12 protein-coding genes and 2 tRNA genes are annotated in these 14,404 nt (G+C 66.8%); 3 read left to right on the top strand and 11 right to left on the bottom strand.

Going from position 1 to position 14,404, the window contains the following annotated elements:
- Positions 1 to 116: 116 nt before the first annotated feature.
- Together FM111_RS10615 and FM111_RS10620 are read right to left on the bottom strand one after the other, a co-directional pair.
- Positions 117 to 190: transfer RNA gene (locus tag FM111_RS10615), tRNA-Gly, on the bottom strand.
- A gap of 95 nt (positions 191 to 285) precedes the next feature.
- Positions 286 to 369 (bottom strand) — tRNA-Tyr (locus tag FM111_RS10620).
- A gap of 149 nt (positions 370 to 518) precedes the next feature.
- Here FM111_RS10620 and rlmB point away from each other — a divergent pair.
- Positions 519 to 1,397: a 23S rRNA (guanosine(2251)-2'-O)-methyltransferase RlmB gene (gene rlmB / locus FM111_RS10625; RefSeq protein WP_087140916.1), complete on the top strand. Its 879-nt coding sequence runs from the start codon at positions 519 to 521 to the stop codon at positions 1,395 to 1,397.
- A gap of 72 nt (positions 1,398 to 1,469) precedes the next feature.
- Complete coding sequence (locus FM111_RS10630) at positions 1,470 to 2,318, top strand: TerC family protein (RefSeq protein WP_087140917.1); 849 nt, start codon at positions 1,470 to 1,472, stop codon at positions 2,316 to 2,318.
- 52 nt (positions 2,319 to 2,370) lie between these two features.
- On the opposite strand, the gene FM111_RS10635 is transcribed toward FM111_RS10630, so the two are convergent.
- The 9 genes from FM111_RS10635 to FM111_RS10675 form a co-directional block, all read right to left on the bottom strand.
- Entirely contained in the window at positions 2,371 to 3,084 is a 714-nt protein-coding gene (locus FM111_RS10635; protein WP_256968208.1) for a 2OG-Fe(II) oxygenase, read from the bottom strand.
- A complete protein-coding gene (metG, locus tag FM111_RS10640) occupies positions 3,081 to 4,787 on the bottom strand; it encodes a methionine--tRNA ligase (RefSeq protein WP_087140919.1) in 1,707 nt (568 codons plus the stop codon). Before metG ends, FM111_RS10635 begins: the two co-directional genes overlap by 4 nt.
- 78 nt (positions 4,788 to 4,865) lie before the next feature.
- Positions 4,866 to 6,233: an MATE family efflux transporter gene (locus tag FM111_RS10645; protein ID WP_087140927.1), complete on the bottom strand. Its 1,368-nt coding sequence runs from the start codon at positions 6,231 to 6,233 to the stop codon at positions 4,866 to 4,868.
- 63 nt (positions 6,234 to 6,296) lie between these two features.
- Positions 6,297 to 6,692: a DUF1489 family protein gene (locus FM111_RS10650; protein WP_087140920.1), complete on the bottom strand. Its 396-nt coding sequence runs from the start codon at positions 6,690 to 6,692 to the stop codon at positions 6,297 to 6,299.
- Between the two features lie 42 nt (positions 6,693 to 6,734).
- On the bottom strand, positions 6,735 to 7,073 hold the full coding sequence (locus tag FM111_RS10655; protein WP_143276095.1) for a hypothetical protein: 339 nt from the start codon (positions 7,071 to 7,073) through the stop codon (positions 6,735 to 6,737).
- A complete protein-coding gene (locus tag FM111_RS10660) occupies positions 7,070 to 9,001 on the bottom strand; it encodes an acetyl/propionyl/methylcrotonyl-CoA carboxylase subunit alpha (RefSeq protein WP_087140922.1) in 1,932 nt (643 codons plus the stop codon). The genes FM111_RS10655 and FM111_RS10660 overlap by 4 nt, the downstream gene beginning before the upstream one ends.
- 9 nt (positions 9,002 to 9,010) lie before the next feature.
- Positions 9,011 to 9,913, bottom strand: a complete 903-nt coding sequence (locus tag FM111_RS10665) for an enoyl-CoA hydratase-related protein (protein ID WP_087140923.1) — start codon at positions 9,911 to 9,913, stop codon at positions 9,011 to 9,013.
- A gap of 67 nt (positions 9,914 to 9,980) precedes the next feature.
- Positions 9,981 to 10,466, bottom strand: a complete 486-nt coding sequence (locus FM111_RS10670; protein ID WP_143276096.1) for a hypothetical protein — start codon at positions 10,464 to 10,466, stop codon at positions 9,981 to 9,983.
- 113 nt (positions 10,467 to 10,579) lie between these two features.
- A complete protein-coding gene (locus tag FM111_RS10675; RefSeq protein WP_087140925.1) occupies positions 10,580 to 12,172 on the bottom strand; it encodes a carboxyl transferase domain-containing protein in 1,593 nt (530 codons plus the stop codon).
- A gap of 80 nt (positions 12,173 to 12,252) precedes the next feature.
- Here FM111_RS10675 and FM111_RS10680 point away from each other — a divergent pair, with 80 nt between their 5' ends.
- A complete protein-coding gene (locus tag FM111_RS10680) occupies positions 12,253 to 14,124 on the top strand; it encodes a patatin-like phospholipase family protein (protein ID WP_087140926.1) in 1,872 nt (623 codons plus the stop codon).
- Positions 14,125 to 14,404: the final 280 nt, after the last annotated feature.

A 14,404-nucleotide genomic window follows, 5' to 3' on the forward strand; every position in this document is an offset into this window, starting at 1 on the left:
CGATCGTGCCGATGTTCACGTGCGGCTTCGTGCGTTCGAACTTTTCCTTGGCCATGGCCAAACTCCTGTGGCCCGGGTCCGGAGCGGAGGGGCGCTTGTGCTCAGTTCAATAAACCTGGAGCGGGTAGACGGGATCGAACCGACATCCTCAGCTTGGAAGGCTGCTGCACTACCATTGTGCTATACCCGCACGAAGAATGCGGTTGCACCGCCCTTCGATTTGAAGAGCGACGATTCCGCACCCGATACCTTCATTGGACTCCGTCCCAGGGCATTGAAGGCGCGTGGTGGGGGAAGCAGGACTCGAACCTGCGAAGCTTACGCAGCGGATTTACAGTCCGCCCCCTTTGCCGCTCGGGACATTCCCCCAGCGCGCCTTATGTCAATGCCGGTCTGGAAACGCCGGAAACAATCTTTCGATCATTCCGCGACGAAAGCCTTCGCTGTCGGGCGACGCCTGCAGTAGAGGAAGCGCCTGAACCGAAAGCCCTGGGGCCCAAATCGGAGGCCGTCTTATAGTGTCGTCATTTCGAGAACGCAACGACCGGAAAACCGGTAAAAAACAATCTTTCCAAAAGAGGGGGGAAGGCCGTCTGGATCGGCCTCAAACGCCCGCCACGCAAGGACGCGGCGGAAACGATACCGAGCGCAAAACAGCCCGTTCGCGCCCGGACGCCGATAATTTTCTTTGGGGACGCCATCCGGTTTTGGCCGCTTTGGCGAATCCCGCGCGTCGCGGAAGCGGCCGTCTGATGGTCACGGAAGACCGCGCTGAAGAGATTCAGCGTGAGAATCTGGCGAACGGCCACCGAATCGAAGTGGTCGATTCTGTCGCCCTGGGCCGGATGCTGCCCGCCGGCGCCGTGCACCAGGGCATGGCCTTCAAGGTCCAGCCGCTGGAAGGCGTCGCCCTGGAAGATCTGGCCGAGCCGGCCGAGGGCGTCATCGTCATGCTGGATCAGCTGACCGACCCTCAGAACGTCGGCGCCATCTTCCGCTCGGCCCTGGCCTTCGGTGCGCGCGGCATCGTGGTGCAGGATCGCCACTCCCCCGCCCTGGCCGGCGCCTTGGCCAAGGCCTCAGCCGGGGCGACCGAACGCCTGCCCTGCGCCCGCGTGACGAATCTCAGCCGCGCGCTGGAGAAGCTGGCCGACTACGGTTGGCGCGCCATCGGCATGGACGGCGAATCGGACCTGACGCTGGAACAGGCGCTGGACGCCCGGCCGACCGTCATCGTCATGGGGTCGGAAGGCGACGGCGTGCGCCGACTGGTGGCTGAGCACTGCGAAGCCATGGCGCGCATCCCCATGCCCGGCGGCTTCGAGAGCCTGAATGTCTCCAATGCGGCCGCCATCGCCCTGTATGAAGCCGCGCGCGCCCAAGGCCGCGCCGGCTAGAATCAGGCCTCCCGCGTCAACTCACCCCTGCGGCGTCTTGGCGCGGGTCCGGCTGGGCTTTAAGAGTCCGGCATGGACTTCCTCTCCAATCCCGAACTGATCAGTCAGGCCACCGCCCTCGGCAAGGTGCTGATGATCGATCTGGTCCTGGCCGGCGACAACGCCGTCGCCGTGGGCCTCGCCGCCGCCGCCCTGCCCCAGGAGCAACGCCGTAAGGCCATCCTGATCGGCCTGGCCGCCGCCGTCGTCATGCGCATCGGCCTTGCGCTCATCACCGTCCAGCTTCTGGCCATCGTCGGCCTGCTGTTGGCGGGCGGCTTCCTGCTGCTCTGGGTGTGCTGGAAGATGTGGCGCGAACTGCGCGAGCAGGCCACCCACGACCAGGCCGAGGCCGAGGCCGAAATCGAACGCGCCATGGCCATCGAACATGGCGGCGGGCCGTCGCCCGAAGAAATGGGCCTGAAGCGCAAGACCTTCGGCGCAGCCCTGATCCAGATCATGATCGCCGATCTGACCATGAGCCTGGACAATGTGCTGGCCGTCGCCGGCGCCAGCCACGACCACCCGTGGATCATGGTCTTCGGCCTAATCCTGTCGATCGCCCTGATGGGCCTGGCCGCCAGTTTCATCGCCAAGCTGCTGAACCGCTATCGCTGGATCGCCTACATCGGCCTCGCCATTGTCTTCTATGTCGCCCTGCACATGATCTGGGACGGCGGGCGTTCGGTCATCGTCCGCACCGGCCATGCCGATCAGTTCAACGCCTCGGCCCCCGCCTTCCTCGACATCGGCGCCGAGGAACAGGCCAAGCACATGAAGCACGCCAGCGCCGGCAGCAAGGAGGCCACTCCTGCCGGACTGCCCGGCGCGCGAGAGCAGCGAACGGCGCCGTCAGAGACCGTCGCGACGCCTAGCCAGTAGTCAAATAAGCCAAAGGCCCGGAGCGATCCGGGCCTTTTTCATGTGTGCGGGCTCAGCGCCCGCGCAGCCAGCCGGTGACAGACAGGCGGTGCGCCCCAGCCGACAGGGCCACCTGGGTCACCGAATGCGGCGCGGGCACCCGCAGCAGGCTCAGCGTATTAAAGCGCGGGGTAAAGGCTTCGGCCACATTGCCGTCGTCGCCATGGAAGGCCAGCAGGCCGCCCCAATCGATCCGCCATTTCGGCGACAGCCCCAGAACATAGGCGAAGTAGCGCTGCTTGCCGTCAGCGCTGTCGTCATGTTGGTTCAGGAAATGCGCCGGGCGAAAGCACGTCAGCTGAGCGTCGGCCATGGCGATCGCCGACTGCCCGGTCAGGTCGCGCATCAGGCCGAGGAAGGCCTCGCCATTGAGGAAGGCCACCAGTTCGGACCAGACCGCTTCAGCGCGGCCCGCCTGATCCAGATCATAGATCGGATGGTTGTCGTAGAGATACTGAAACCCGTCCGTCGCCGATGCCTGGACCCGTTCGCCCAGCGCCTGTTTCTGCGAAGGCTCCAGACTGGCCAGCCAGGCGGCGGGCAGATCAATATGACCGTCGCCCCTGCGCGTCACCGTGTTGAACGGGGCGTCGGCGGCGCTGGCGGCCAGATGGTCCGCATAGGCCTCGCTGAGCAGATCAACGACCTGCGCCCGCCCGGTCGTCGCCAGCCGATCACGAATCGACTGGCGCCGCGCGTCCGACTGGGAGGCGAGTTCTGGCTTCACTCGGCGCCGCCGAAGCGTTCGGTCCATTCGGCGACCTGGGCGTCCTCGATCTTCGCGAACAGAACCTGGGCCGATGATACGGATTGACCGGTCGGCAGGGCGTTAAGCAGATCGCCCTCGATATCCGGCCACGACAGGTCCGTCGCACCGACCGTTGCGGCGATGCGGCCCGCCGCTTCAGGCATGAAGGGGGCGGTCACGCGGGCGAACAGGGCCACAAGGCTGAGCGCCGTGCGCACCACGACGGCCGCGCGGTCACGATCCGTCTTCAGCGCCGTCCAGGGCGCCGCGACCTGCAGATATTCATTGCCCAGCACCCACAGGGCGCGCGCCGCCTGGGCCGCCTTGCGGAACTCCATGGCCTCGAACTCATAGGTCAGGGTCGCCAGAGCCGCCTTGACGTCGGCCGCCAGTTTTTCTTCCAGCGCGCCCGGTTCGCCGCCCTCGGGCACGACGCCGTCGAACTTGGATTCCGTGAACTTGACGATGCGGTTGACGAAGTTGCCCAGCACGTCGGCCAGATCCTTGTTGGTCGTCGACTGGAACTGCTCCCAGGTGAAGGCCGCGTCGGAGTGTTCCGGCCCATAGGCCGTCAGGTGCCAGCGCCAGTAATCGGCGGGCAGCAGCGCCAGCGCCTGATCCATGAAGACGCCTCGACCCAGGCTGGTCGAGAACTTGCCGCCGTACCAGTTCAGCCAGTTGAAGGCCTTCAACTGGTCGACCGTCTTCCAAGGCTCGCCCGAACCCAGAATGGTCGCCGGGAAGCTGACGGTATGGAAGGCCACGTTGTCCTTGCCCATGAACTGGACGTAGCGCACGTCGTCCGCGCCCTCGTCCAGACGCCACCACGAGCGCCAGTTTCCGCCGGTCTTCTGCGCCCATTCCTCGGTCGCGCCGATGTATTCGATGGGAGCGTCGAACCAGACGTAGAAGACCTTGCCCTCCATGCCCGGACGCGGACCGCCGTCGGGACCGACGACCGGCACGCCCCACTTCAGGTCGCGGGTGATGCCGCGATCGATCAGGCCCTCGTCCAGATGCTTGTAGGCGATGGAGCGCGCCAGCGGCTGCCACTGGGGCGAGCGGGCGTCGACCCAGCCGCGCACGTCGTCAGCAATCTTAGTTTGCAGCAGATAGAGGTGGCGCGTGTCGCGGACCTCCAGATTTCGGCTGCCCGAAACGGCCGAATAGGGATTGATCAGGTCCGTCGGATCCAGAAGGCGGCCGCAGTTGTCGCACTGGTCGCCGCGCGCCTTCTCATAACCGCAGTGCGGGCACGTTCCCTCGACATAGCGGTCGGGCAGGAAGCGGGCGTCGTCGATCGAATAGATCATCCGGTCGACGCGCTCCTCGATCAGGCCACGCTCTTCCAGCACCTTGGCGAAGTGCTGGGTCAGGCGGGTGTTCGGGGCGTTGGAGCTGCGGCCGAAGATGTCGAACGACAAGCTGAATTTGTCGGCCAGCGACTTCTGGACCTGATGCTGCTCGTCGCAATAGGTGCGGACGTCCTGCCCGGCGGCGGCGGCGGCCAGCTCGGCCGGGGTGCCGTGCTCGTCGGTGGCGCACACATAGAGGACGTCATGCCCCCTGCTCCGCATGAAGCGCGCCCACACATCGGCGGGCAACATCGACCCGGCCAGATTCCCCAGGTGCTTGATGCCGTTGATGTAGGGCAGCGCCGAGGTGATGAGGATGCGGGACATGATCTTCCAACGTCTGACAGGGAGGCGTCGGATATAGAGGGCGCAGACCCGATCGTCACCTTTTATGGCCCAGGCGTCTTATAAGGCAGGCGTCGCCTTTGCCGCCGGCAGCCGCCGCGCGATCCGCACGAACCGCCCGGTCAGCAGCGCGCCCGAGATCAGGCTGGCGACAATCACCGACCAGACCAGGCCGTCCACCCCCATCCGATGCGCCAGGAACCAGCCCAGCGGAATCATGATCAAGCCATAAGACAGCAGGTGCATCAGCGTCGGCCAGATCACGTCGCCCGCCGCGCGGTTGGCCTGTGCAGCGACCACCTGCTGGGCGTCAGCGACAAAGAACAGGGTCGCCAGCACCAGCGCCGGAGCCGCAATGGCCAGAATGACCGGATCCGTGGTGTAGGCGCCGACGATCAGTCGCGCTGTCGGCCAGATCGCCAGGGCGATGATGAAGGCCAGCACGGTCACGACGCCGATGCCCGCCAAGCCGCCGCGCATGACGCCCGCCTTGTCGGCCGCGCCATAGCTGCGCCCCACCAGAACGGCCGTCGCGGAGCCCAGCCCCATCGGCACCATGAAGACGATGGCCGAGATGTTGATGACGACGGCCCAACTGGCGGTTTCAGCCGCGCCCAGCTGACCAGCGAACAGGGTCATGGCCGCAAAGGCCCCGACCTCGATGAAATTTGACGCGCCCGCGCCCAGGCCGACCTTGACCTGCTGGCTCTCGACCGCCTTGTCGCGCTTGGGCTTGTTGAACACGCCCCAGGCCCGCGCTTCAGGCAGGCGCAGGATGAAGATGACCAGGAAGATCGCCAGCGCCGTGCGCGCACCGAACGTCGCCCAGGCCGAGGCGACGGCCCCGTCCAGACCGATGCCCAGAATGTCCGGCACCAGCAGCAGGTTCAGCGCCAGATTGACCGCATTGGCCACCCACATGGCGACCATGCCCGCCTTCGGACGTTGCAGGCCTTCCAGGAAGAACTGAGCGCAGACCGAAATCAGATAGGCCGGCATCGACAGGGCGAAGACCATCAGGGCGGGCGTCGCGCCCTCGCCCAGGCCATCCTCCAGCCCCATATGCACCAGGCCGAACGGCCCCAGCAGCAACAGGCCGACCATGGAGACCAGGCCGATCTGCAAGGCGTAGCTCATACCCCGGCGCAGGACAGCGCCGACCTCGCCGCCCCTGCCCTCGCCCAGCAGACGGGCGGTCATGATCTGAACGCCCATCATCAGACCGACCGCCGTGGTCAGCACAACCGAAGACGGCGCCCAGGCCAGAGAGTGGAAGGCCAGTTCACGGCTGGCGTAGTGGCCGACGACGATGGCGTCGGTCAGGCCCATGGTCATGATGCCCAGACGCGCCAGCACCACAGGCCAGGCCAGCTTCAGCAGCTCGGACAGGGTGGCGCGATTTTGAAAGCTGAACAGAGACTGGACCATCGGACGCCGCACCAGCCACGCGCGCAAGCGCGGGTCAATCGATTTTCCGGCCGTTTCAGGCGCCTACCAGGCGCCCAACTCGCGCAGCTCTCTCGCCAGGTCCGGCGGCAGGTCGGTCGGCTCGGCCACCGACAGATCCGGCGGCACGTCTTTCTCGAAATAACGCCAGCCCTGAAACGGCCTCCGGGCCAGGGGCGCGGTGCGAATAACCTGGCTGTCCAGCTTGATCTCGCAGCGACTGGCCTTGCCCTCGCCTATGGTCGTGATGTCGAGGATGCGCTGGCGGCAGGTCACGACGCCCTTCATCACCCAATACAGCGAGCCGCCGTCCTCGATCTCGGCCGCACGCTTGGGCGTCATGCGGGTGTGGACGATGCGCCAGTCGGACCGGGCCGCGTTCGCTTCCAGCGTCTCGACCTCGGCCACGCCGACGCAGAGCTTGATCATGTGCAGGGGCATGAGGCCCAACTAGTCATCCGACGCCGCGAAGACCAGCCCGTCTCAGGGCTCGCGATCCAGTTGGCTGTAGATTTCCTGCCCCTTGGCGATCAGTTCCTGCCCGCAGCGCGGGGTGTGCGAGCGAACCTGCTGAACCGGCGTGGAGTCGGTATAGTCCAGCATTCGCTTGATCCAGTTGCGGCTGGGATCGCGTCCCTCCAGACGGCCCAGATAATACATCATGCCGCCCGTATACTGCTGCTTCAGCGCGTCCGAGGCGGCGGGATCGTCGATCGCCACCGCCAGCAGGCCCATGCACTGCAGATCCGCTGCCGACTCCGTCGGCATATCGCTCAGGTCGGCGCCTAGAAGCGCCGTCGCCATCATAGCTGCAACGATCATTCGCCCGCTGCCTCGGCCTTCACGACGGCCAGCACCGCGCCGTCCACGACCTGATCGCCGACGGCGACGTTGAACTCCGCCACCACGCCGTCGAAGGGCGCGGTCAGGGCGTGTTCCATCTTCATAGCTTCCAGCACCACGACCGGCTGGCCCTTGGCCACCTTGTCCCCCGCCTTGGCGGGCGCGGCGACGATCTTGCCCGGCATGGGCGCACGCAGGCCGCCGTCGGAGGCGGAGCCGCCAGTGCCGGCTGCGGGCGCCCTGGATGACACCCGGAAAGCGTTTCCGTCCTCAAAGTAGGTCAGCGCACCGCCGGATACGTCCGTATGCATATGGCTGGCGTATGTGTCCTCAATGACCAGCGAGCGACGCTCCCCGTCCACGAAGACCGTTTGACGAAGCGCCGGCTGGGCGTTGGCACGGAACCCGAGGATTTCCGACCATACGCCCCAAGGCGAGAAGGGCGACGGATCGACGACCCCTCCTTCGTCCGCGCGGAGAATGCGGGCGGCGCCCTGCAGGGCCCCAGGCGATATTTCGAAGCGCAGAAGGTCATCCTCCTCCGCAGCGATGAAGCCTGTATCCACATCTCCGGCGACAAACCGAGGATGCTCCAGGCAACGAACGAGGAAGCCGGCGTTGGTCTTCACCGGCGAGACCTCAACCGCCCCGCAGGCCTCGGCCAAGGCCGCCGCAGCCGCCTCTCGCGAATCTTCGTGGACGATGAGCTTGGCGATCATCGGGTCATAGAACTGGCTGACCTCGCCGCGCTGAGCAACGCCTGCATCAACCCGAACACCTTGAGGCGTTGGGTAGCGGTGGCGATTCCCAGGCATAACGAAGTGATCCAGCCGCCCGATCGACGGCAGGAAGCCGTTGGCCGGGTCTTCGGCGTAGAGGCGGGCCTCCATCGCCCAGCCCTTCATCGGGATGTCGGCCTGCGCCAGCGGAATGGGCTGACCCGCCGCGACGCGCAGCTGCCATTCGACCAGATCGACGCCGGTGATGCTCTCCGTCACCGGGTGCTCGACCTGAAGCCGGGTGTTCATCTCCATGAACCAGATGCGGTCGGCCTTCAGCCCGTCGGAGGCGTCGGCGATGAACTCGATGGTGCCGGCGCCCTGATAGTCCACGGCCTTGGCGGCGCGGACGGCGGCGGCGGTGACGGCGTCGCGCGTGGCCTGATCCATGCCAGGCGCGGGAGCTTCCTCGATCACCTTCTGGTGGCGGCGCTGCAGCGAGCAGTCGCGTTCATGCAGGTGGACGACATTGCCGTGGCTGTCGCCGAAGACCTGCACTTCGATGTGTCGCGGGCGGGTGATGTAGCTTTCAATCAGCACGCGCGGATCGCCGAAGGACGACTGCCCCTCGCGCTGGGCTGAGGCCAGACCCTCGGCGAAGTCCTCAGCCCGGTCGACCTTGCGCATCCCCTTGCCGCCGCCGCCTGCGACCGCCTTGATCAGGACGGGGAAGCCGATGCGACCGGCTTCGGCCGTCAGGGTCTCTAGCGACTGGTCCTCGCCCTGATAGCCGGGGGTGACGGGCACGCCCGCCTCGATCATCAGCTTCTTGGCCGCGTCCTTCAGGCCCATGGCGCGGATCGAGGACGGCTTGGGGCCGATCCAGATAATGCCCGCCGCCGCCACGGCCTCGGCGAAGTCGGCGTTCTCGGACAGGAAGCCGTAGCCGGGGTGGATGGCCTCCGCCCCCGTCGCCTTGGCCGCCGCCAGCACCTTGGCCGCATCCAAATAGGATTCGCGCGCCGCCGCCGGACCGATCAGCACCGCCTCATCCGCTTCTCGAACGTGAAGCGCCTGGGCGTCAGCCTCGGAATAGACGGCGATGGTGCGCAGGCCCATGCGACGGGCGGTGCGGAAGACGCGGCAGGCGATCTCGCCGCGATTGGCGACCAGGACGGACTTGAACATCAGGCTACCTTATTGCGCCCAGCTCGGCGCGCGCTTGTCGAGGAAGGCGCGGACGCCTTCCTGGCCCTCGGCCGAGACACGGGCGCGGGCGATGCGCTTGGCGGTCTCTTCCAGCAGGCGGTTGTCGATCTCTTCACCCGCCACATCGTTCACCAGGCGCTTGGCGTCGCCCATGGCGCCCGGCGCATTGGCCGACAGGCTGTCGGTCAGCATGGAGATGAACTCGTCAACCGAGCCTTCGGGCAGGACCATGTCGATCAGGCCCGCATGGGCGGCGTAGTCGGCGTCGAAGATGTTGGCCGTCAGGAACAGCTGACGCGCGCGGCGCGCGCCGACCGCCTCGATGACATAGGGGGCGATGGTCGCCGGGATCAGGCCCAGCTTGACCTCCGAGAAGGCGAAGCGCGCGCCCTCGACCGCCACGGCCATGTCGCACGCGGCGACGATGCCCGCCCCGCCGCCCATGGCCGCGCCCTCGACCAGGGCCACCGTCAGCGCCGGCACGTCGTGAAGGGCCTTCAGCATCTTCGCCAGCCCCATGGCATCGTCGCGGTTGTCGCTCTCGGACCAGTCGGCGGCCGAACGCATCCAGTTCAGGTCGGCGCCCGCGCTGAACGTCCCGCCCGCGCCGCGGATGAAGACGACGCGCACATGGTCGGCGCCGTGCAGGGTCTCGAATGCCTCATACAGGGCGGAGATGGTCGCGGCGTCGAAAGCGTTCTTCTTCTGCGGCCGGTTGATGGTGACGAAGACCACGCCATCGACGGTCGAGTCGATCTGCACCAGGTCGTCGTTCGCATCCGGCGCCGGATCAGCGACGAAGGGGTGGGCGATGGCGTTCATCTCCGCCGCCTCGGCGTCGGTGATGTCCAGAGCGTTCAGCTCTTCTTCGGTCGGCTTTTGGTCAGTCATGATGGGCTCCTTGGCCGATAGAACGCTTCAAACATCATCCCTCTCCCTTGGCGGAGGAAGAAGGCGATTAAACAGGATCACAGCGGTTGGCGCGAACGGTCTTGCCGTCCTGCTCGACACGCAGCGAGATGCCGGCGACAGGCGACAGGCGCAGGGTCTGGACAAGAGTCTGATCGCCCTCGGCCGACTGGTTCTCCAGAACCACGCGAATGGCGTCGCCTTCGCCTTGCAGGGTCTCTAGAGCCACCAGCTTGGAGGTGTCTTCATAGCCCTTGATCTCATTGGCCGTGATGACGAAGCGTGTGCCGCTCTCGTCCTTGGCGCAGCCGTCGTCGCTGTAGTCCCAATTGCCGCGATAGCCGACCGGGAAGACCGCTTCGGACGGGTCGCCCGCCCGCGCTGCCGCTTCTTCGACCGCCGAGACCGGCTCGGTCTGCGGCGCCGCCGCAGCCTCGGGCGCGGCTTCAGCCGCCGCCGGGGCCTTGGAATCGGCCTGAGATCCGCAGGCTGCGAGCAGCGCGGTCAGGGCGATGAGAGCTGCAGTCTTCTTCATGTCACTGTCCTTGTCGTCCAGATTCCGATCCCGCATCGAGATCGCCGACGTGACACTCTCAGCCATGCGGTCTGGCTTCAAGCGGTTTTTTGAACGCTGTTTAATTTATTGCCTTACATCCGGAACACGCCGAAGGTCGTTTCGGGGATCGGGGCGTTCAGGCTGGCGCTGATGGCCAGGCCCAGCACGTCGCGGGTCTGAACCGGGTCGATGACGCCGTCGTCCCACAGCCGAGCGGTGGCGTAATAGGGGTTTCCCTCGTCCTCATACTTCTGGCGGATCGGCGCCTTGAAGGCCTCGGCTTCGTCGGGCGTCCATGTGTCCGCGTCACGGTGGACGGTGGCCAGAACGCTGGCCGCCTGCTCGCCGCCCATCACGCTGATGCGGCTGTTGGGCCAGGTGAACAGGAAGCGCGGGCTATAGGCCCGACCGCACATGCCGTAGTTGCCCGCGCCGAAGCTGCCGCCGATCAGGACGGTGAACTTGGGCACCTCGGCGCTGGCGACCGCCGTCACCAGCTTGGCGCCGTGCTTGGCTATGCCCTCGGCCTCATATTTGCCGCCGACCATGAAGCCCGAGATGTTCTGCAGGAACAGCAGCGGAATCTTGCGCTTGCAGGCCAGTTCGATGAAGTGCGCCCCCTTCTGGGCGCTCTCCGAGAACAGCACGCCGTTGTTGGCCAGAATGGCCACCGGCATCCCCCAGATGCGCGCGAAGCCGCACACCAGCGACGTGCCGTACAGCGCCTTGAACTCATCCATCTCCGAGCCGTCGACGATGCGGGCGATGACCTCGCGCACGTCATAGGGGGCGCGGACGTCCTCAGGGATAATGCCGTACAGCTCGGCCGCATCATAGGCCGGGGCGCGCGGCTCGCGCACGTCCAGCGGCTGGGCCTTGGTGGTGTTCAGATTGGCGACGATGGAGCGCACGATCTCCAGCGCGTGTTCGTCGTTCTCGGCGACATGGTCGACCACGCCGGACTTGCGGCCGTGGGTCTCGGCCCCGCCCAGCTCCTCGGCCGAGATGACCTCGCCGGTCGCGGCTTTCACCAGCGGAGGGCCGGCCAGGAAGATGGTGCCCTGATTGCGCACGATCACCGTCTCGTCCGACATGGCGGGGACATAGGCGCCGCCGGCCGTGCAACTGCCCATGACGCAGGCGATCTGCGGGATCGAGCGCGCGCTCATCCGCGCCTGATTGAAGAAGATGCGGCCGAAGTGGTCGCGATCCGGAAACACCTCGGCCTGGTGCGGCAGGTTGGCCCCGCCAGAATCGACCAGATAGACGCACGGCAGATTGTTCTGTTCGGCGATTTCCTGCGCCCGCAGATGCTTCTTCACCGTCATGGGGAAGTAGGCCCCGCCCTTCACCGTCGGGTCGTTGGCGACGATCATGACCTCGCGGCCCGACACCCGGCCGACCCCGCAGATCATGCCTGCGCCCGGTGCCTCGTCCCGGTACATGCCGTTGGCGGCCAGTTGGCCAACCTCCAGGAAGGGCGAGCCGGGATCCAGCAGGCGCTCGACCCGATCACGCGGCAGCAGCTTACCGCGCGCCACATGGCGGTCACGGCTGGCGTCCGAGCCGCCGCGCGCGGCCTTGGCGACCTTTTCATAAAGCTCGTCGCGCAGGGCGCGATTGTGCGCATCCAGCGTTTTGAAAGCAGGACTGTTGCGATCGACGGCGGAAATCAGCTTGGGCATGCCCAAGGTTTAGGAGGCTTCCGCGCCGGGGGGAAGCCGGTTCGGTTCCCCCGCGACGAAATCGGCTATATCTCCCCTTCATGGCCCCGCTTCGATCGGACACCCTCGCCGTCGCCCTGTCACGCGCCTTCGAGGACGCGCGGGACAGCCGCGCCAGCTGGTTCGCCCTGACGCGGGGAGAGCGGCTGTTCTCAGCCGGCGACCGGGCCGACACCCTCTATCTGCTGCGCGCCGGGCGTCTGGGCGTCTTCCGCCACGACGACGGACGGGTTCCGCAAATGACCGCCGTCATCAAGCCGGGCGAGCCGGTCGGCGAATTGGCCATGCTGGCCGGCACGTCGCACATGTCGGACGTTGTCGCCTTGCGCGACAGCGACGTGTTGGCCTTGCCGCGCGAAGCCTTTTTCGACGCCGCGCGCAACGACCCCATGCTGATGTCCGAGCTGGGCCAGATCATGCTGAGCCGCGCCCGCGAGCGCGGCGGCGGGACCGAGCCGAACGTCTTTGGCTTCGTCTCCGCGCGCGGCAAGCCGATCCGGGCCTTCGTCGAGCGCGTGGCCCGCGCGGTCGAGACCCAGGGCTGCACCTGCCACGTCATCGACAGCTCGGCCCTGGCGTCGGCCGCCGAATGGTTCTCGCGCGTCGAGGACGCCCACGACTACGTCCTCTATGTCGCCGAGGCGGACGAGCCGAACTGGGCCGCCCTGTGCGCCCGTCAAGTGGATCGACTGTTCCTGGTCGGGGCCGCCGACCGTCCGCCGCCCCCTACCCCGCCGGTCGCAGACGACTGGGACGACGCAGGCCAGCGCACCGACCTGATCCTGCTGCGCGATCCGCGAATGCCGCGCCCCAGCAACACCCGCGCCTGGCTGGACGTACTGAAGCCCGGCCGCTGGTTCCACGCGGTCGAGGGCCTGTTCGACGACACGGCGCGGATCGCCCGCCTGATCACCGGCTCGGCCGTAGGCGTGGTGCTGTCGGGCGGCGGCGCGCGCGCCTATGCGCATATCGGCGCGCTGAAGGCCCTGCGCGAGGCGGGCACGCCCATCGACTTCATCGGCGGCGCCTCCATGGGGGCGGTCATCGGCGCGGGTCCGGCCCTGGGCTGGTCGGACGAGGAGCTTGAACATCACATCCGTCAGGCCTTCGTCCTGTCCGACCCTCTGGCCGACATCGCCCCGCCCATCATCGCCATGACCCACGCCCGCAAGGTCAAGGCGATGATGAAGGAGGCCTTCGGCGATGTGCAGATGGAGGACATGCTGCTGCCCTTCTTCGCCGTCTCGACCAATCTGACCTCGGGCAAGCTGGAGGTGCATCGCGAGGGCATGCTGCGCCACGCCCTGCGCGCCTCCATCTCCATTCCCGGCGTCATGCCGCCCGTCGTGATGAACGGCCAGGTGCTGGTCGACGGCGCCGTGCTGCGCAACTTCCCCAGCGACGTGATGCGTCGGCTGAACAGCGGCCCCGTCGTCGGCGTTGATGTGTCCATGACCCGCGGCGTCGATCCCGAGACGCTGGAGAATCCGCCGTCCTGGTGGCGCTGGCTCCTGTCGGGTGCCTGGAAGCACGGGCCGCCGATCGTCTCGATCCTGATGCGGTCAGCCACCCTGACCAGCGAGGCCGAGCGGATGCAGGCCCGCGCCGAGACGGACCTGCTGATCCTGCCCACGCCGGACGGCGTCGATATCCGCGACTGGAAAGCCTATGAGCCGGGCGTCGCGGCGGGCTATGAGGCCGCTCAGGCGGCGCTGGACAGTCTCAACGGGCCGATCGAGACCCTGCACCGCCGCCGCCTGACCGGCGCGCCAGAAGAAAAAGTCGAGGAAATGGCAGAAGAGTCCTTCCCTCAGGACGCCGCGGAAACGCTTCGCCCAACACCTGAGCCAGGCTCGTCAGGAAGGCGTCGCGGGTGGCTGGGTCTTCGGAAAGCGCGGTCAGATAAGGCCTGAGGGCGGTCCCTTTCATCCACTCCAGCACGGCGTTCTCGCCGTCCAGAACGTGCAGATAGGTCGTCGACCAGATGTCGACTTCCTCGCACAGTTCCGCAACGGCGCCGTAATAGGCCTCGGCCGCCAGCAGCGGCTGAATGGTGTCGACGCCCTTCAGACGCGCGCTCCACGGGCCGTCCGCCGCCGTCTGGCGCATCAGGGTGTGATGGCGCGTCTCCCAGGCCATGGGCATCTGCACCGCCAGCACCCCGTCCGGCGCCAGCGCCTCGGTCAGCCGCCG

Origin of the sequence: Brevundimonas diminuta 3F5N (assembly GCF_900163625.1) — a bacterium.
Taxonomy (GTDB): Bacteria; Pseudomonadota; Alphaproteobacteria; order Caulobacterales; family Caulobacteraceae; genus Brevundimonas; species Brevundimonas diminuta_A.

Bases quoted from the DNA above. Each gene is read 5' to 3' on its own strand.
- FM111_RS10630 (WP_087140917.1), top strand. From the start codon at position 1,470: ATGGACTTCCTCTCCAATCCCGAACTGATCAGTCAGGCCACCGCCCTC.
- metG (WP_087140919.1), bottom strand. From the start codon at position 4,787: ATGTCCCGCATCCTCATCACCTCGGCGCTGCCCTACATCAACGGCATC.
- FM111_RS10645 (WP_087140927.1), bottom strand. From the start codon at position 6,233: ATGGTCCAGTCTCTGTTCAGCTTTCAAAATCGCGCCACCCTGTCCGAG.
- FM111_RS10650 (WP_087140920.1), bottom strand. From the start codon at position 6,692: ATGCCCCTGCACATGATCAAGCTCTGCGTCGGCGTGGCCGAGGTCGAG.
- FM111_RS10655 (WP_143276095.1), bottom strand. From the start codon at position 7,073: ATGATCGTTGCAGCTATGATGGCGACGGCGCTTCTAGGCGCCGACCTG.
- FM111_RS10660 (WP_087140922.1), bottom strand. From the start codon at position 9,001: ATGTTCAAGTCCGTCCTGGTCGCCAATCGCGGCGAGATCGCCTGCCGC.
- FM111_RS10665 (WP_087140923.1), bottom strand. From the start codon at position 9,913: ATGACTGACCAAAAGCCGACCGAAGAAGAGCTGAACGCTCTGGACATC.
- FM111_RS10670 (WP_143276096.1), bottom strand. From the start codon at position 10,466: ATGAAGAAGACTGCAGCTCTCATCGCCCTGACCGCGCTGCTCGCAGCC.
- FM111_RS10675 (WP_087140925.1), bottom strand. From the start codon at position 12,172: ATGCCCAAGCTGATTTCCGCCGTCGATCGCAACAGTCCTGCTTTCAAA.
- FM111_RS10680 (WP_087140926.1), top strand. From the start codon at position 12,253: ATGGCCCCGCTTCGATCGGACACCCTCGCCGTCGCCCTGTCACGCGCC.